The following is a 16,414-nucleotide window of genomic DNA, read 5'->3' on the forward strand; positions in this document are numbered from 1 at the left end:
CCGACTGTGGCGCCCATACTATCGCTGCGTCTGTAATAATGGTGCGGTTTTCCGCTAGCGAGACTTTATCAATGCACAGCCCGGTGGCATCCCCCGCTCTGAAAAGCAGCAATACCCTGCCCATGGCTGCCTGCATGCTGGCATTGTTTACCACCATCCTCACCAGCCATATGCCGACCCCCCTGTATGCCGCCTGGCAACAGGCCTGGGGATTCTCTGCCACGGCATTGACGGCGGTCTTCTCGATCTACGTACTGGGTGTGGTCATCACCCTGCTGACCATGGGCTCGCTGTCGGATCAGTTGGGCCGTCGCCAGATGCTGATACCGGGCTTGCTGTTCATCATGGTCGGCTCGGTCATCTTCATGCTGGCGGCGGATATCTACCACCTGGCGGCGGCGCGCCTGCTGACCGGCATCGGCACCGGCCTGGTAACCGGCGCCGCCACCGCCGCAGTGGTCGAGCTGGAACCCAACGGCAACTGGACCCGCGGCGCCACCCTGTCGGCACTCGCCTTCACCCTTGGCGCGGCCACCGGCCCGACAGTCAGCTCGATGACCTTGCGCTGGACCGACCACGGCACCGTCTGGTCGTTTCTGGTGGCCATCGCCCTCTGCCTCATCACCCTGGTCATGCTCGCACGGGCGCCCTGGCCGGCCCACCTAGGCCAGCGCCAGCAAGACTTCCGCTGGCGCGCCTGGCGACCGACGCCGGTCAGGGTGCCCCGTGCGCTATTGGGCACCTTCACCTTTGCTGCCGCGGCCATTTCCCTGGCCTGGTCCACCGGGAGCCTGTATTCGGCGCTGGGCCCGACCCTGGCGCGGGAGCTGATCGGCGTCAGTGACCTGGCGCTGGCGGGGCTGTTTGCGGCCGCCTGGCAATTGGTTGCGGGGTTGAGTCAGTTCGCGGCCCAGCGTCAGCCGCTGAATCGCCTGCTGATGGCCGGCCCCGTGCTGTTGATCTTGGGCCTGATTGCCCTGGGCGGTGCGGTGTGGCAGGCCTCCGTCTGGCTGTTCATTGGCGCGACGGTCATGACCGGTATAGCGGCGGGCACTATCGGCGTGATCGCTACCGTGACCATCGCCCGGTCCGCGCCGCCGTCCGAGCGCGGCGCGATGAATTCGGCGTTTTTCCTGGTGGCTTACCTGACCATGGCGACCATCGTCCTGAGCATTGGCTTTGCCAGTGACCAGATCGGCCTGGTGAACAGCACCCTGGGCTTCGTCGCGCTGATCTGCTGCGCGGCCCTGGGCATCATGTTCATGCGCCGCCGGGTTCAGCCGTAGAGATAGCGCCAGCAGAAGAAGCACAGCATGCCGCCGGCAATGGTCGCAAGCAGGTTGCGCCAGCGCGCGGCGATGATAATGGCGACCACCCCGCCGGCGAGGTAGGCATTATCCAGCGACAGCTGTAGCCCCTCTCCGTCGGGCATGAGCATGATGGGCACCACGATGGCCGTCAGCACCGCAACCGGCACATAGGTCAGAGCGCGCGCCACCAGCGGGTTGAAACGCACCCGGTGGCCCACCGCGAACAGGGTGTAGCGGATGGCGAAGGTGATCACCGCCATCCCCAGAATCAGGCTGATCTCGAAGCTGCTCATGGTGCCTCCGGCAGTGAGTCGCGGCGCCCTTTGGCCCCTTCAGCCCAGACCCCAGCCACGACGCCCGCCAGGGCTGCCAGCATCAGCCCCAGCTGGAACGGCAGCCCGTGGGCCAGCACCGCGGTGGCGCCCGCCACCAGCGCCGCGACTATCATCGGCCGGTTGCGCAGCAGCGGCACCACGATGCCGATGAAGGTCGCGACCATGGCAAAATCCAACCCCCAGTCCCCCAGCCCCGGCAGCGCCTGGCCGAGCAGTACGCCGACCAGGGTACAAACGAACCAGAGGCTGTACATCGCCAGGCACGAGCCCAGGAAATACCAGTGCTTGTGCTCCAGCGGCCCCTGGCCGAGCAGGTAGTGACGATGCACCACGGCAAAACTCTCGTCGGTCAGCCAGAAGGCCAGCGGTATCCGCCAGCGCTGCGGCAGATGCCGGACGTGGGGCAGCAGGCTGGCGCTGTACAGGGCATGGCGCAGGTTGACGATCAGGGTGGTCAGCAGGATCACCACCAGCCCGGCGCCGGAGGCCACCAGGCTCGCGGCGACAAACTGGGCCGAGCCAGCGAACACCAGGGCAGACATGGCCAACGTCGCGGTGATCGACAGGCCGGAGGACACGGCAAGGGTGCCGAAGACAATACCGAACGGCAAGGTGCCGACAAGCATGGGGACGGTGTCCCGCATACCCAGCAGGAACTCCCTGGAAGCGGACATCAGATTCTCTATTGGTTCATGAAGGGGAAGCGCTGGTCGGTGCATGACCGACCAGCGCCAATTCTAGCAAGTTGCCAGCGCCAGGTCAGAGATTGACGTAGCGACTGATCAACGCCCGCAGCGCTGCGGGCTTCACCGGCTTGGGCAGGTAATCCAGGCCATTGAGCCGAATGCGCATGATGAGCTCGTCGCGGCCATCAGCGCTGATCACCACGCCCGGCAGCGTCGTTTCCGACAAGCCGCGCAGCCAGGTCATCAGCTCGATGCCGGTATCGCCTTCGTCCAGGTGGTAGTCCACCAGTACCAGTTCCGGGCGGAAGCCCGAGTCCAGCAGCGCCTGCACTTCGCGCCGATCCCGGGCGATGCCGACATTGCACTGCCAACGGCTCAGCAGGCTGTTCATGCCGGTGAGAATGTTGGGCTCGTTATCGATGCACAGCACCTGGGCGCCGCTCAGCGCCGGCACGTTCTGCGCGTGGGGCGTCCTGGCCCGGCGGTCATAGCTGTCCACCGGGACGGTCACGCTGAACACACTGCCGCGCCCCGGCCAGGACCGCACCGCCAGCTCATGCCCGAGCACGCGGCACAGGCCATCGGCGATGGCCAGCCCCAGCCCCAAGCCCTTCTCGGCCTGGGTGCGGTGGTTATCCAGCCGCTGGAACTCCTCGAAGATGGTCTGCAACTTGTCCCGGGGGATACCCGGCCCCTGGTCCCAGACCTCGATGCGTACCTTACCCGGCAACCGGCGCATACCCAGCACCACCCGGGAGTCGGCCGCATAACGGAAGGCGTTGGTGAGGAAGTTCTGCAGCACCCGACGCAGCAGGCGGATATCGCTGCGCACCCGCAGGCGACTGCCGTAGACCCGCAAATCAACGCCCTGCTCCGCCGCCAGTGCGCCGAACTCGATGCGCAACGGCTCCAGCAACTCGGTCAGCAGGAAGCTGCTCCATTCCGGGGTGATGCGGTCGGATTCCAGGCGTGACAGGTCGAGCAGGTCGGAGATCAGGTCCTCCGCCGAACGCAGCGAGGTATCCAGGTGCCGCACCAGTTCCTGGGCTTCAGCGGGCAGGTTCGGCTGGTGGGCCAGGGAGGCGGAGAACAGCCGGGCCGCGTTCATCGGCTGCATCAGGTCATGGCTCACGGCAGTGAGGAAGCGCCCCTTGGATTGGCTGGCCTGCTCGGTCTGGGCCTTGGCCTGGATCAGCGCCTGGTTGAGCTCGGACAGTTCCCGGGTACGCTCGGCCACCCGCTGCTCCAGGCCCTCATTGGATTCCTTGAGCCCCTTTTCGGCCTCGCGGAAGGCGGTGATGTCGGTAAAACTCATGACGAAGCCGCCGCCTGGCATGGGGTTGCCGATAATCTCGATCACCCGACCATTGGGAAACAGGCGCTCGGAGCGGTGGGCAGTGCCGCGCCGCATCCAGTTGACGCGCTTTTCCACGTGCATCTGCGGATCGCCCGGCCCGCACAGGCCACGGCGTGCGTTGCACAGGATGAGATCGGCAATGGGCCGGCCGATGGTAATCAGCCCCTCAGGGTACTGGAACATCTCCAGGTAGCGATGGTTCCAGGCCACCAAGCGCAGCTCCTTGTCCACCACGCTGATGCCCTGGGTAATATTCTCGATCGCGCCCTGCAGCAGCCCGCGGTTGAATTGCAATACCTCGGAGGCTTCGTCGACGATGCGCACTACGTCCTCGAAGTGCATGTCGCGCCCTTCGATGGCGGCTTTCACCACCACCCGCGCCGAGGACGCGCCCAGTACCCCGGCCAGCAGCCGCTCGGTCTGGGTGATCCAGCTGCTGTCGGCCACCTGGCTCGGGACGAAGGCCACGTCCTGGGCCTCGGCAAAACGCTCGAACCCGGCCCGCGCCCGCTCGTCACCGACAAAGCGCGCCGCCAGGGTCAGCAGGTCTTCCACGGTAACCCGCAACATGGCCCGGCTGGGACCGTCGGCCCACTGGTCGCCGTCCAGACTGACAAAGCGGCTGGCCTGCCAGTGTTCGAGTACCCGGGTCCGGCTGAAAATGGACACCACCACGAAGACCGCAAAGTTGCAGCCCAGGGCCAGCATGCTGCCCAGGGTCAGCCCATCGACCGGCAGGCCGAAGGCGTTGTCGTACATCTCCGCCAGCAGCGGCCAGTCCGCGATGCCATCGATACCCAGCACAGGCAGGATCAGCAGGTAGAGCCACAGGGCGATCCCCACCATCAGCCCGGCGAAGACGCCGGTACGGTTGGCCTGCTTCCAGAACAGCGCGCCGAACATCGCCGGTGCCAGCTGGGCGATCGCGGCAAAGGCAATCTGCCCGGTATTGGCCAGGCTGCCAGCGTTGCCGATCACGCGATAGACCACATAGGCCAGCAGCAGGATGATTAAGATGCTGCTGCGGCGGATATTCAGCAGCCAGCCCCGGAATTCCTCGTAGGAGCGCTCCGATTGCTTCTGGTTGCGCAGCAGCAGCGGCAGCACCACGTCATTGGAGACCATGGTACTCAGGGCGATGGCCGCGACGATCACCATCCCGGTGGCCGCCGAGGCGCCGCCGATGAAAGCCAGCAGCGCCAGCACCGGCTGGCCTTCCATCAGCGGCAGGTTGATGACATAGGAATCAGGGGAGTAAGCCGTGCCAAAATTCAATTGGCCGGCCAGGCTGATCGGCACCACGAACAAGCCGGCCAGCACCAGGTAGGCTGGGAAAACCCAGCGCGCTACCCGCAGGTCGGTGGACTGGATATTCTCCACTACCGTGACCTGGAACTGGCGCGGCAGGCACAGGAAGGCCAGGATCGCGATGAAGGTCTGGAACAGCAGGTTGGTATGCAGGGTCTCGCGCTGCCAGTACTCGGCAAGCTCCGGGCTATTGCCCGCCCGCTCAAGCAGGTCGGCAAAGCCGCCGAACAGCCCGAAGGTGACGAATACACCCACCGCGATAAAGGCCAGTAATTTGACCAGCGACTCGAAGGCAATGGCGAGCATCATGCCCCGGTGGTGTTCGGTAGCATCCAGGCTGCGGGTGCCAAACAGGATGGTGAACAATGCCAGCAGGAAAGTCACCACCAGCGCGGTGTCTTCTGCCCCCTGCCCGCCCTCGGCCAGCGACGCCTGCGCGCCGGTGAGCAGGGTGAACCCCAGCACTATGCCCTTTAGCTGCAGGGCAATATAGGGCAGCACGCTCACCAGGCACAGCAGCGCCACCACCACGCCCAGGCCCTGGGACTTGCCATAGCGCGACGCGATGAAGTCGGCGATGGAGGTGATGTTTTCCTGCTTGCTGATCGCCAGCATGCGCGCGTACAGGCGCCAGCCGAGCATGAACAGGATCACCGGGCCGATATAGATCGGCAGAAAATCCCAGATCTGGCCCGCGGCCATGCCCACCGCGCCAAAAAAGGTCCAGCTGGTACACCAAACCGCCAGCGACAGGCTGTAGACCCAGACGCGCACCCGGGGACTGAACTCGCCGGTCTGCCGATCACCCCAGAAGGCGATGGCGAACAGGCAAGCCATGTAGATCAGGAAAATGGACGCAACCAGTCCGCCGGAAAGCATCATTGACGGTCAATCTCGAAAATGGGGAGTGCGTAGTCTGGCAGGCAGCGCCCGCTTTGCCCAGAAGCAGGGTCTCAGACCTAAGTCGAAGCCGCTCAGCTGCCGAGCAGGACCAGCGCCCAAACCACGGCGATCATCACCAGGCTGAGCAGCTGCGCCGCGCTGCCCATATCCTTGGACGCTTTCGACAGCGGGTGCCGCTCCAGCGAGATGCGATCGATAGCCGTCTCGATCGCCGAATTGAGCAATTCCACCACCAGCGACAGCAGCACCACCGCAATCAGCAGGGCGCGGGAGGTCGGCGTGACGGGCACCAGGCAGGCCACCGGCAACAACAGCGCCGCGATCCAGACCAGTTGCCGGAAAGCCGCTTCGCCCCGGTAGGCCACCTTGAGCCCATCCAGCGAATAGCCGCAGGCGCGCCAGATGCGGCGGATGCCGGTGATGCCTTTATAGGGGTTGTCTGCCGGTTCCATGTCAGGCGAGGGGCTGGCGCCCCGATTTGGCCAGCTCCATATGCTGCAGCGCCAGCGCCGCCTGGGTGCGGGTACGTACGCCCAGCTTACGGAAGATGGCGGTCACGTGGGCCTTGATGGTGGCCTCGGAGACATTCAGCTCGTAGGCGATCTGCTTGTTGAGCAAACCGTCACAGACCATGCTCAATACCCGGAATTGCTGGGGCGTCAGGCTGGCCAGCTGGGCGCTGATGGCCTCCTCCTCGGCGCTGAGCGGGGCGACCGCTTCATTTACCTGGGCGGGCCAGCAGACATCGCCGTCGAGGACGTCCTGCACCGACTGCTGGATAGCCTCGAGGCTGGAGGATTTGGGAATGAAGCCGCTGGCGCCGAAGTCCCGGGCGCGCTTGACCACCGCAGCTTCTTCCTGGGCGGAGATGACGATCACCGGCACATGGGGATAATGACTGCGCAACAGTACCAGCCCGGAGAAACCGTGGGCGCCCGGCATGTTCAGATCCAGCAGGACCAGATCCCAGGCGCTGCGCTGATCGAGCAGGGACTGCAATTCGGCAATCGACCCGGCTTCGGTCAACTTGATCTCGGCATTCAGCCCGCTGCTCAACGCCTGGAACAGCGCGCTGCGAAACAAGGGATGGTCGTCCGCAATCAGAATCTCGTAGATTGGCCCCATGCCGCTCCCTGCCTGTGTAATGTGTCCGGATATGTCATCGCGCAGCGACACAGACTGACACTGGAGACAGCATCCGTCAATTCGTTTGCCGGAACCCTATGAATGACACGTTGTCTTGTACCGGTCGAGCTGCGCATAATTCACCTCTTTTTTCTGACAGTACAAGGGCTTGCATGAATCTGCGCAGCTACCGGGCGGACGCCCTGATGTTGATTACCGCGCTCATCTGGGGCACCACCTTCGTGGCCCAGAGTCTGGGCATGGCTCACATCGGTCCATTTCTCTTCACCGCCCTGCGCTTTGCCATTGGCTCACTGGTGATACTGCCGCTGGTGCTGCTGGTTCGGCCCAGCGCCGATCCTGCGGCACGCCGCTTCAGCAAGCCGATGGTGCTGGGCAGTGTGGTGCTGGGCATGGTGTTGACCCTGGGCATCAACTTGCAGCAGATCGGCCTGATGTTCACCACGGTGACCAACTCGGGGTTCATTACTGGGCTTTACGTCATCCTGGTCCCCCTGTTCAGCCTGCTGCTGGGTATCCGCAGCGGTCTGGCGACCTGGGGCGGCGCCGGGCTGGCGGTGGTGGGCATGCTGCTGCTCAGCGTCAACGCCGATTACCGCATTGCCTCCGGCGACCTGTTGCAACTGGCTGGCGCGGCCTGCTGGGCGGTTCATGTGTTGCTGGTCGGGACACTGGCTTCGCGCTTTGATCCGATTCGCGTTGCCTTTATCCAGTTCGTGGTATGTGCGCTCATCAGCGCCGTGCTGGCCCTGCTGCTGGAGGAAATCGACCCGAACGCCATCCGCCTGGCGTTGCCGGCCATTCTCTACGGCGGTTTGCTGGCGGTGGGTATCGGTTTCACCTTGCAGGTGGTGGCGCAGAAGGACGCGGTAGCATCACATGCCGCTATCATCCTCAGCCTGGAAGCGGTATTTGCCGCGCTGGCCGGTTGGCTGGTGCTCAACGAAACCCTCAGCGTGCGCGGCTTCATCGGCTGTGGCCTGATGCTGACCGGCATGCTGATCGCCCAGCTGGTGCCGCTGTATCGGCAGCGCCGGCACAGCCCGGCCACGGTTCAACAGGAGCCGGCTGGCCATCACTGAGTAAATTTCCGCCAGCCCAGAACCAGTCGGGGTGAAGGCGGTCACAGATGTACGCTCGCACACATGAAAAGTCGCCGGAGATCCCTAATGCGTTACCTTATCGTCATGCTTACCCTGTTGATCGCTCTGCCCAGCCAGGCGGCATCATTGCGCGAAACCCGTCTGGAATCCGCCCTGAAGACGGTGGCGGAACAGAGCAGCAAGGGAACGCCTCGACAACTGAACGCCAACATCGTCGATGAAGGTTTCACCGCCCAGGGCCAGGAACTCATCAATCACCTGACCGTCGATACCGTCTATGCCTCGCACATGCAGAGTGATCCGCTGGTGGTGCGCAGCCAGTTGCAGAGCAGCGTATGCGCCGATCAGCGCTTCCGCCGCCTGCTGGATATGGGTGCCACCCTGACCTACCATTTCGTCCTGGCCGACTCCAACCAGCCGGTACTGACCCAGAGTTTCGTGGCAGATCATTGCCAGGCGATGTAACCCATACGGGCTAACGGGCGTGCAAGTTGCACGCTCGGACCGTATCAGATGTTGTGGAAGTAACCGCCGAAACCGCGGTACTGCATGAAGCGTTGCTGTTTGGCACGCTCCTTGAGATCAGTGGCCTGACCTTCGGGGAAGCGCTTGGCGAATGCGCTCTGGGCCAGGGCGCCCCAATCCCAGGCGTCATCCCTCAGCACCTCATCTATCAGCCGCTCCGCCACACCCCGCTGGCGTAGCTCTTCGCGCAGCCGGACCGGCCCATAACCGCGCTGGCTGCGGGAATAGACATAGGCTTCACAGAAGCGCTCATCACTGAGCAGCCCCTGCTCCTGCAACCGATCCAGTTCGATTTCCGCCAGCTCGGTGGCAGCACCGCGCTGGCGCAACTTGCGCAGCATCTCGGCGTAGCTGTGTTCCCGCCGGGCCAGCAGATCCATCGCGGTGCGGCGGATCGCTGCCGGGGTATCCAGGGTCTGTTTGCCGAACACGGCTCAGCAGACGATATCAACCGTCGAGATCGGCATTCTCTTCAACTGCTGCAGCGGCCTTGTTGCTGGGCTTGGGCAGCAATTCGTCGCGGATGGCCTTTTCGATTTCATCGGCAATCTGCTGGTTGTCCGCGAGGAACTTGGCCGCGTTGGCCTTGCCCTGGCCGATCTTGTTGCCCTTGTAGCTGTACCAGGCACCGGATTTCTCGATCTGGCCAATCTGTACACCCAGGTCGATGATCTCGGCGTTGTGGTAGATGCCGGTGCCGTACAGGATCTGGAACTCGGCCTGACGGAACGGCGGCGCCACCTTGTTCTTCACGACCTTGACCCGGGTTTCACTGCCGACCACCTCGTCGCCTTCCTTCACCGCGCCGGTACGGCGGATATCCAGACGGACCGAGGAGTAGAACTTCAGCGCGTTACCACCGGTGGTGGTTTCCGGGTTGCCGAACATCACGCCGATCTTCATGCGGATCTGGTTGATGAAGATCACCAGGCAGTTGGCATTCTTGATGTTGCCGGTGATCTTGCGCAGCGCCTGGGACATCAGTCGCGCCTGCACGCCCACGTGGTGGTCACCCATGTCGCCTTCGATCTCGGCCTTGGGCACCAGCGCCGCCACGGAGTCGACGATGATCACGTCGACGGCGTTGGAGCGCACCAGCATGTCGGTGATCTCCAGAGCCTGTTCACCGGTATCCGGCTGGGAGACCAGCAGGTCATCGACATTCACGCCCAGCTTGCCGGCGTACTCCGGGTCCAGCGCGTGCTCGGCGTCAACGAAGGCGCAGGTGGCGCCGTTCTTCTGCGCCTGGGCAATGACCGACAGGGTCAATGTGGTCTTACCGGATGATTCCGGACCGTAGATCTCGACAATACGGCCCTTGGGCAGACCGCCCAGGCCCAGGGCGATATCCAGACCCAGCGAGCCGGTGGAGATCGACGGGATCGCCTGGCGTTCATGATCGCCCATGCGCATGACCGCGCCCTTGCCAAATTGACGTTCAATCTGACTCAAAGCCGCCGAAAGCGCCTTCTTTTTGTTGTCGTCCATTGTGCATCCTCTGGTATGGGGGGGTACGCGAGCGTCCCGAAATTGGAGAAACAAAATACTGTATGTATGGTCAGTGATTATTCCACAGTTGCCCGGAATCGCCTACCCCCTTTCATCGAGACTGTGCGGCGATCAGCAATTTATCCCGACCGGTTAGCCGCCAGTTTCTCCAGTTCCCGGATCAATCCCTCCAGTCCGTGCAACACCGTCTGTGCGCGTACATCCCGGCGGCTGCCATGCAGGCGGCGGCACTGACTGAGCACGCCCCGGTCGCGCACCGCCCAGGCAAACCACACAGTCCCGACCGGCTTGTCCGGTGTGCCGCCCTCCGGACCGGCAATGCCACTCACCGCGACCGCCAGGTCCGCCTCGGCGGCTTCCAGCGCGCCCTCGGCCATGGCCCGCACCACCGGCTCGCTGACTGCACCGAACTGCTGCAGATCCGCCTCATCCACCCCCAGCCAGCGCGCCTTGCTGTGGTTGGCGTAGGTGACAAAACCGGTATCGAACCAGCCGGAGCTACCGCTCACCCGGGTGATTGCCTCGGCGATGCCGCCGCCGGTGCAGGATTCGGCGGCCGTCACCCGCAGCCCCTGTTGGCGCAGGGCATTGCCCAGCCGGGCTGCAGCCGAATCGATCAAGGGATCATAGTGTGACATCAGCATCTCCTCATCTTGCGTGAAAGACGGCACCGCTTTGTTAGACTATGCCCTTTTCTTGCAGAACTATCGATCAGGGAACTTCATGAGCCGCGCCGAGAAATCCGTTACCCACACGCCGATGATGCAGCAGTATTTCGGCATAAAACAGCAGCATCCCGATCAGTTGCTGTTCTATCGGATGGGCGATTTCTACGAGTTGTTCCACGAGGACGCGAAGAAGGCCGCGCGCCTGCTGGATATCACCCTCACTGCCCGGGGCAACTCCGGGGGGCAACCGATCCCCATGGCCGGTATCCCCTTCCATGCCGCCGAGGGCTATCTGGCCAAGCTGGTCAAGCTCGGCGAATCCGTGGTGATCTGCGAGCAGATCGGTGACCCGGCCACCAGCAAGGGACCGGTCGAGCGGCAGGTGGTGCGTATCCTTACCCCCGGCACCGTGAGCGACGAGGCGCTGCTTGATGAACGCCGCGACAACCTGCTGGCGGCCCTGGTCGGCAACGAACGGCGCTTCGGCCTGGCGACCCTGGATATCAACAGTGGGCGCTTCACTGCCATGGAGCTGGGCGGCTGGGAAACCCTGCTCGGCGAGCTGGAACGCCTGGCGCCCGCGGAATTGCTGATCCCCGACGATTGGGAAGCCAACACACCGATTGAGCGTCGCCGCTCGGTACGCCGCCGCGCCCCTTGGGAATTCGACCAGGACAGCGCCCACAAGACCCTGACCCAGCAGTTCGGCACCAAGGACCTGGTCGGCTTCGGTTGCGCCGACCTGACCCTGGGCCTGGGCGCTGCCGGGGCGCTGCTGTGCTACGCCAAGGAAACCCAGCGCACCGCCCTGCCCCACCTGCGCAGCATTGTGCAGGAACGCTTCGAAGACAGCGTGGTGATCGATGGCGCCAGCCGGCGCAACCTGGAGATCGACTGCAACCTGGCGGGCAGCCGCGACAATACGCTGCTCGATGTGCTGGATCACAGTGCCACTGCCATGGGCAGCCGCCTGCTGGCCCGCTGGCTGAACCGCCCGCTGCGCGACCTGACCGTATTGCAGGCACGGCAGGACAGCATCGCCGGGCTGATCGATGGCTACCACTACGAGACCATCCATCCAGTGCTCAAGGGCATTGGCGATATCGAACGCATCCTCGCCCGCGTCGCGCTGCGCTCGGCCCGCCCGCGGGACCTGGCGCGGCTGCGCGATGCGCTGGCCACCCTGCCGGAGCTGCAGGCCACCCTCGAGCCGGTCACCACTCCCCACATCGCCGCACTGGCGCGGACGGTCTCGACCTACCCCGAGCTCGCCGAATTGCTGCAGCGGGCCGTCATCGACAATCCGCCCGCGGTGATCCGCGACGGCGGCGTGATCAAGGCCGGCTATGACAGCGAACTGGATGAGCTGCAGAACATCAGCGAGAACGCCGGGCAATACCTGGTCGACCTGGAAACCCGTGAACGCGAGCGCACCGGCCTGTCGACCCTCAAGGTTGGCTACAACCGCGTGCATGGCTATTTCATCGAGCTGTCCCGCGGCCAGTCGCAGCAGGCGCCAGCCGATTACATTCGCCGGCAGACCCTCAAGGGCGCCGAGCGCTTCATCACCCCCGAGCTCAAGGAGTTCGAGGACAAGGCCCTGTCGGCGCGCAGCCGTGCCCTGGCCCGGGAAAAACAGCTCTACGACGAGTTGCTGGACCGCCTGAACGAAGACCTGGCTCGACTGCAGGACAGCGCCGCCAGCCTCGCCGAGCTGGACGTGCTGACCTGCCTGGCAGAACGGGCCGCCACCCTCGACTATTGCCGCCCGACCTTCATCCCCGGCAGCAGCCAGCTGTGCATCGAACAGGGCCGCCATCCGGTGGTGGAGAAGGTGCTCGACGGCCCCTTTGTCGCCAACGACCTGCAGCTCACCGCAGACACCCGCATGCTGGTCATCACTGGTCCGAACATGGGCGGTAAATCGACCTACATGCGCCAGACGGCACTGATCGTGCTGCTGGCCCATATCGGGGCCTTTGTGCCGGCCGCCAAAGTGGAGCTGTCCCCGGTCGACCGTATCTTCACCCGCATCGGCTCCAGCGACGACCTGGCCGGCGGCCGCTCGACCTTCATGGTGGAAATGAGCGAAACCGCCAACATCCTGCACAACGCCACCGATTGCAGCCTGGTGCTGATGGATGAAGTGGGCCGCGGTACCAGTACCTTCGATGGCCTGTCGCTGGCCTGGTCAGCCGCCGAATACCTGGCCCAGGTTCGGGCGTTTACCCTGTTCGCCACGCACTATTTCGAGCTGACGGCCCTGGCCGACAGCGACCCGGGCGTGGCCAACGTGCACCTGAACGCCACCGAACATAACGAGCGCATCGTCTTCCTGCATACCGTATTACCCGGCCCGGCAAGCCAGAGCTATGGCCTGCAGGTGGCCCAATTGGCCGGCGTTCCGCGACCGGTAATCGAGCGGGCACGCCAGCACCTGGCCGACCTGGAGCAGCAGAGCCTGAAACAGCTCTCCAGCGGCTCGACCCAGCACAGCATGCCGGTGCAGAACGACCTCTTCGCCGCGGCGCCCCATCCGGTGCTGGAAGCGCTGCAGCGTCTCAAGCCGGACGAACTGACCCCACGCCAGGCGCTGGAATTACTGTATCAATGGAAGGCAGAAGCAGGCTGAAAAACAGGATAAATGATACTAATTATCATTAAACTGCAGCCAAATGTCGCCAGCGGGTAAATATCCGCTTGCGACGTGCCCCACCGGGAAATTTGCTGCTAGAATACGCGCCATCTTTCGTCACGCCTTTTTGGGAGACCAGCCATGACCTTTGTTGTGACCGACAACTGCATCAAATGCAAGTACACCGATTGCGTTGAGGTCTGCCCTGTAGACTGCTTCTACGAAGGTCCGAACTTCCTGGTCATTCACCCCGACGAGTGCATCGACTGCGCCCTGTGCGAGCCCGAGTGCCCGGCCAACGCGATCTTCGCCGAGGACGAGGTGCCGGAGAACCAGCAGGTCTACATCGAGCTCAACGCCGAACTGGCTGACATCTGGCCGAACATCACCGAAAAGAAAGATTCCCTGCCCGATGCGGAAGAGTGGGACGGTGTGGCGGACAAGCTGGAGCATCTGGAGCGCTGAGTTCAGCCCCGGAAGTAGAAAAAGGCCGATCTGATGATCGGCCTTTTTTATGGTCCATCGAGCTGGGATGCTGGATTGCGGATTGAACCGCCCCCAGCGTCACCTACCGCGACCGCGGCATCCCCAGACCAAACTGCGCGATCAACTCACGCTGGATCTCGTTGGTCCCACCCCCGAAGGTCAGGGTCACGCAGGCACGGACATCATATTCCAGCTCACCCTGCAGGAAGGCAGCGGCGCTGCCCTCGCGGATCAGGCCGTTGGCGCCCACCACTTCGCTGAGCTTGCGCAGGATATCGACCACCGCCTCGGAACCGAATACCTTGGTGGTCGAGGCCAGCGCTACATCCATGCGCCCCTGCTCCAGGTCGGCGGCAATGCGGAAATTGATCAGGCGCATGGCCTCGATCCTGGCGTAGCACTCGGCGAGCAGGCTGCGCACCCAGGCCTGATCCGTCGCGCGCCGGCCCTGTTCATCCTCCGCCCGCGCCCATAGATAGACCTTGCGGAAGATCCCCACCACCCGATCCGACCAGGAACCCAGCCCCAGCCGCTCGTGGTTGAGCTGGGCGGTCACCAGGTTCCAGCCCTTGTTCAACTCACCCACCAAGCGATTCGACGGGACGAACACATTGTCGTAGTAGGTCGCCGCGGTCGGGTTGCTGCAGGTCGGGATCAGGGTATGGGAGAAGCCCTCGGCCTGGGTGTCGACGATCAGGATGGAAATACCCTTGTGCCGCGCCTCCTCCGGGTTGGTCCGCGCCGCCAGCCAGATGTAGTCGGCGGAATGGGCACCGGAGGTCCACAGCTTGTTGCCATTGACCACGAAGCCGTTGTCCTCGACCCGCGCCGTGGTTTTCAGGGTAGCCAGGTCGGACCCGGCGCCCGGCTCGGAGTAGCCGATGGCAAAATGAATCTCCCCGGCGGCGATACCCGGCAGGAAGCTTTCCTTCTGTTCCGCCGAGCCATGCTGCATCAGTGCCGGGCCTACGGTGCTGATGGTGACGAAGGGCAGCGGCGCGCCGGCAATGTTGGCCTCCTCGAAGAAGATCAACTGCTCGGTCGGGCCATAGCCCTGCCCGCCGTATTCCTTCGGCCAGCCGACCGCCAGCCAACCGTCCTTGCCCATCTGCCGCACCAGCCGGTTCGACGTGTCCGAGCCCTCCGCGCCGCGCAACTCACAGCGCAGCTCGTCAGTCATCAGGTTGTTGAAGTAATCCCGCACCTCCAGGCGCAGCTTTTTCTGTTCCGCGGTCAGATCGACAAACATGCTGCGCTCCTCAGGCTACGCCCAGAATCAGGCCGCTGGTCGGCACACCAGTGCCGGCGGTAACCAGTACGTTTTCCACATTGCCCACCTGGTTCACCGAACTGCCGCGCACCTGGCGCACGCCCTCGGCGATGCCGTTCATGCCGTGGATGTAGGCCTCGCCCAACTGCCCGCCATGGGTATTGATCGGCAGCCGCCCGCCGCGGGCATGGTGCCCGGCGCGGATGAATTCCTTGGCGCCGCCCCGATCGCAGAAGCCGAACTCTTCCAGCTGCGGCATGACAAAGGGCGTGAAATGGTCATAGATGACGGCAGTCTGGATCGCATCCGGACCCAGGCCGGATTGGCGGTAGATCTCCCTGGCCACCACGCCCATCTCCGGCAGGCCGGTGATGTCGTCACGGTAGAAGGACGTCATGCTTTGCTGACCTTCGGCGATACCCTGGGACGCTCCCTTGATGATCACCGGCTTCTGCTGCAGATCACGGGCGCGCTCCACCGAGGTGATGACCATGGCCACTGCGCCATCGGATTCCTGGCAGCAGTCTAAAAGGCGCAGCGGGTCGCAGATCCAGCGGGAGTTCTGGTGATCTTCCAGGGTAATCGGCTTGCCATGGAAAAACGCCGCCGGATTGGTCGCGGCAAAGTCGCGAGCGGCCACGGCGATCCGGCCGAAATCCTCGGTGGTGGCGCCATAGGTGTGCATGTAGCGGCGGGCGAACATACCGACCCAGGAGGCCGGGGTATGGAAGCCGTGGGGCATGTACCAGCCATAGTTGACGTTATCGAACAACGGCGTGTCGCCGAAGCCGTAGCTGCCGGTACCAAAGCGGTACCAGGAGCGCTCGTTCATTGCCCGGTAGACCACCACGGTCTTCGCCACGCCGGTGGCCACGGCCATGGCCGCGTGCATCACCGGACCACAGGCCGCGCCGCCGCCATGGGGCACCTGGGAAAAGAACTTGACCTGGTCGCAGCCCAGCAGCCGGGCGATCTCGTACTCGGGCACCTTGTCCACTGAGTAGGAGCTGAAACCGTCAACATCCTTGGGGTCGATACCAGCATCAGCCAGGGCCGCCAGTGTCGCTTCCATTGCCAGGCGCAGTTCGGTGCGCCCGGAATTCTTGGAAAACTCGGTAGCGCCCAGGCCGGCAATCGCAGCCTTGCCGGAAAGCAATGCATCATTCATCTGTG

General features: G+C 63.8%; 15 protein-coding genes. 5 read left to right on the forward strand and 10 right to left on the reverse strand.

Going from position 1 to position 16,414, the window contains the following annotated elements:
• Positions 1-71 precede the first annotated feature (71 nt).
• Complete coding sequence (locus VG99_RS03770; RefSeq protein ID WP_158023877.1) at positions 72-1,286, forward strand: MFS transporter; 1,215 nt, start codon at positions 72-74, stop codon at positions 1,284-1,286.
• Here the strand turns inward: VG99_RS03770 and VG99_RS03775 are convergent.
• From VG99_RS03775 to VG99_RS03795, 5 genes are all read right to left on the reverse strand, one after another.
• On the reverse strand, positions 1,277-1,603 hold the full coding sequence (locus VG99_RS03775) for an AzlD domain-containing protein (protein ID WP_044498388.1): 327 nt from the start codon (positions 1,601-1,603) through the stop codon (positions 1,277-1,279). The two genes, VG99_RS03770 and VG99_RS03775, sit on opposite strands and share 10 nt — an antisense overlap.
• Positions 1,600-2,319 carry an AzlC family ABC transporter permease gene (locus VG99_RS03780; protein WP_044498389.1) on the reverse strand — a complete coding sequence of 240 codons (720 nt, stop codon included), beginning with the start codon at positions 2,317-2,319 and terminating at the stop codon, positions 1,600-1,602. The genes VG99_RS03775 and VG99_RS03780 overlap by 4 nt, the downstream gene beginning before the upstream one ends.
• An 85-nt stretch (positions 2,320-2,404) precedes the next feature.
• Positions 2,405-5,878 (reverse strand): hybrid sensor histidine kinase/response regulator, encoded by a 3,474-nt coding sequence (locus tag VG99_RS03785; RefSeq protein WP_044498390.1) that lies wholly within the window; start codon positions 5,876-5,878, stop codon positions 2,405-2,407.
• Positions 5,879-5,970: 92 nt separating this feature from the next.
• Entirely contained in the window at positions 5,971-6,351 is a 381-nt protein-coding gene (locus tag VG99_RS03790; protein ID WP_044498391.1) for a diacylglycerol kinase, read from the reverse strand.
• 1 nt (position 6,352) lies between these two features.
• Entirely contained in the window at positions 6,353-7,024 is a 672-nt protein-coding gene (locus VG99_RS03795) for a response regulator transcription factor (RefSeq protein ID WP_044498392.1), read from the reverse strand.
• Between the two features lie 173 nt (positions 7,025-7,197).
• Between VG99_RS03795 and VG99_RS03800 the strand changes: the two genes are divergently transcribed.
• A complete protein-coding gene (locus VG99_RS03800; protein WP_044498393.1) occupies positions 7,198-8,127 on the forward strand; it encodes a DMT family transporter in 930 nt (309 codons plus the stop codon).
• An 87-nt stretch (positions 8,128-8,214) separates the two neighbouring features.
• The gene (locus VG99_RS03805) at positions 8,215-8,613 is read left to right on the forward strand and encodes a PA3611 family quorum-sensing-regulated virulence factor (RefSeq protein WP_052508687.1); all 399 of its coding nucleotides are present in this window, start codon (positions 8,215-8,217) and stop codon (positions 8,611-8,613) included.
• A 44-nt stretch (positions 8,614-8,657) separates the two neighbouring features.
• On the opposite strand, the gene VG99_RS03810 is transcribed toward VG99_RS03805, so the two are convergent.
• The 3 genes from VG99_RS03810 to VG99_RS03820 all read right to left on the reverse strand — a co-directional run bounded on the left by VG99_RS03810 (position 8,658) and on the right by VG99_RS03820 (position 10,820).
• Positions 8,658-9,053 carry a regulatory protein RecX gene (locus VG99_RS03810; RefSeq protein WP_044501420.1) on the reverse strand — a complete coding sequence of 132 codons (396 nt, stop codon included), beginning with the start codon at positions 9,051-9,053 and terminating at the stop codon, positions 8,658-8,660.
• A gap of 67 nt (positions 9,054-9,120) precedes the next feature.
• Positions 9,121-10,161 (reverse strand): recombinase RecA, encoded by a 1,041-nt coding sequence (gene recA, locus VG99_RS03815; RefSeq protein WP_044498395.1) that lies wholly within the window; start codon positions 10,159-10,161, stop codon positions 9,121-9,123.
• Between the two features lie 140 nt (positions 10,162-10,301).
• Complete coding sequence (locus VG99_RS03820; RefSeq protein ID WP_044498396.1) at positions 10,302-10,820, reverse strand: CinA family protein; 519 nt, start codon at positions 10,818-10,820, stop codon at positions 10,302-10,304.
• Between the two features lie 85 nt (positions 10,821-10,905).
• On the opposite strand from VG99_RS03820, the gene mutS reads away from it, so the two are divergent.
• Both mutS and fdxA read left to right on the forward strand, forming a co-directional pair.
• Positions 10,906-13,482, forward strand: a complete 2,577-nt coding sequence (gene mutS, locus VG99_RS03825) for a DNA mismatch repair protein MutS (protein WP_239419802.1) — start codon at positions 10,906-10,908, stop codon at positions 13,480-13,482.
• Positions 13,483-13,626: 144 nt separating this feature from the next.
• Positions 13,627-13,950, forward strand: coding sequence for a ferredoxin FdxA (gene fdxA, locus VG99_RS03830; RefSeq protein WP_044498397.1), 324 nt, complete (start codon positions 13,627-13,629; stop codon positions 13,948-13,950).
• A 103-nt stretch (positions 13,951-14,053) separates the two neighbouring features.
• On the opposite strand, the gene VG99_RS03835 is transcribed toward fdxA, so the two are convergent.
• Complete coding sequence (locus tag VG99_RS03835; protein ID WP_044498398.1) at positions 14,054-15,220, reverse strand: acyl-CoA dehydrogenase family protein; 1,167 nt, start codon at positions 15,218-15,220, stop codon at positions 14,054-14,056.
• A gap of 10 nt (positions 15,221-15,230) precedes the next feature.
• A complete protein-coding gene (locus VG99_RS03840; protein WP_044498399.1) occupies positions 15,231-16,409 on the reverse strand; it encodes a lipid-transfer protein in 1,179 nt (392 codons plus the stop codon).
• Positions 16,410-16,414 lie beyond the last annotated feature (5 nt).

The sequence above is a fragment of the Pseudomonas saudimassiliensis genome, from assembly GCF_000939975.1.
Taxonomy (GTDB): domain Bacteria; phylum Pseudomonadota; class Gammaproteobacteria; order Pseudomonadales; family Pseudomonadaceae; genus Halopseudomonas; species Halopseudomonas saudimassiliensis.

What these genes read in the sequence shown, in the direction of transcription:
- VG99_RS03770 (WP_158023877.1), top strand. Translation starts at nt 72, where the DNA reads ATGCACAGCCCGGTGGCATCCCCCGCTCTGAAAAGCAGCAATACCCTG.
- VG99_RS03775 (WP_044498388.1), bottom strand. Translation starts at nt 1,603, where the DNA reads ATGAGCAGCTTCGAGATCAGCCTGATTCTGGGGATGGCGGTGATCACC.
- VG99_RS03780 (WP_044498389.1), bottom strand. Translation starts at nt 2,319, where the DNA reads ATGTCCGCTTCCAGGGAGTTCCTGCTGGGTATGCGGGACACCGTCCCC.
- VG99_RS03785 (WP_044498390.1), bottom strand. Translation starts at nt 5,878, where the DNA reads ATGATGCTTTCCGGCGGACTGGTTGCGTCCATTTTCCTGATCTACATG.
- VG99_RS03790 (WP_044498391.1), bottom strand. Translation starts at nt 6,351, where the DNA reads ATGGAACCGGCAGACAACCCCTATAAAGGCATCACCGGCATCCGCCGC.
- VG99_RS03795 (WP_044498392.1), bottom strand. Translation starts at nt 7,024, where the DNA reads ATGGGGCCAATCTACGAGATTCTGATTGCGGACGACCATCCCTTGTTT.
- VG99_RS03800 (WP_044498393.1), top strand. Translation starts at nt 7,198, where the DNA reads ATGAATCTGCGCAGCTACCGGGCGGACGCCCTGATGTTGATTACCGCG.
- VG99_RS03805 (WP_052508687.1), top strand. Translation starts at nt 8,215, where the DNA reads ATGCGTTACCTTATCGTCATGCTTACCCTGTTGATCGCTCTGCCCAGC.
- VG99_RS03810 (WP_044501420.1), bottom strand. Translation starts at nt 9,053, where the DNA reads ATGGATCTGCTGGCCCGGCGGGAACACAGCTACGCCGAGATGCTGCGC.
- recA (WP_044498395.1), bottom strand. Translation starts at nt 10,161, where the DNA reads ATGGACGACAACAAAAAGAAGGCGCTTTCGGCGGCTTTGAGTCAGATT.
- VG99_RS03820 (WP_044498396.1), bottom strand. Translation starts at nt 10,820, where the DNA reads ATGTCACACTATGATCCCTTGATCGATTCGGCTGCAGCCCGGCTGGGC.
- mutS (WP_239419802.1), top strand. Translation starts at nt 10,906, where the DNA reads ATGAGCCGCGCCGAGAAATCCGTTACCCACACGCCGATGATGCAGCAG.
- fdxA (WP_044498397.1), top strand. Translation starts at nt 13,627, where the DNA reads ATGACCTTTGTTGTGACCGACAACTGCATCAAATGCAAGTACACCGAT.
- VG99_RS03835 (WP_044498398.1), bottom strand. Translation starts at nt 15,220, where the DNA reads ATGTTTGTCGATCTGACCGCGGAACAGAAAAAGCTGCGCCTGGAGGTG.
- VG99_RS03840 (WP_044498399.1), bottom strand. Translation starts at nt 16,409, where the DNA reads ATGAATGATGCATTGCTTTCCGGCAAGGCTGCGATTGCCGGCCTGGGC.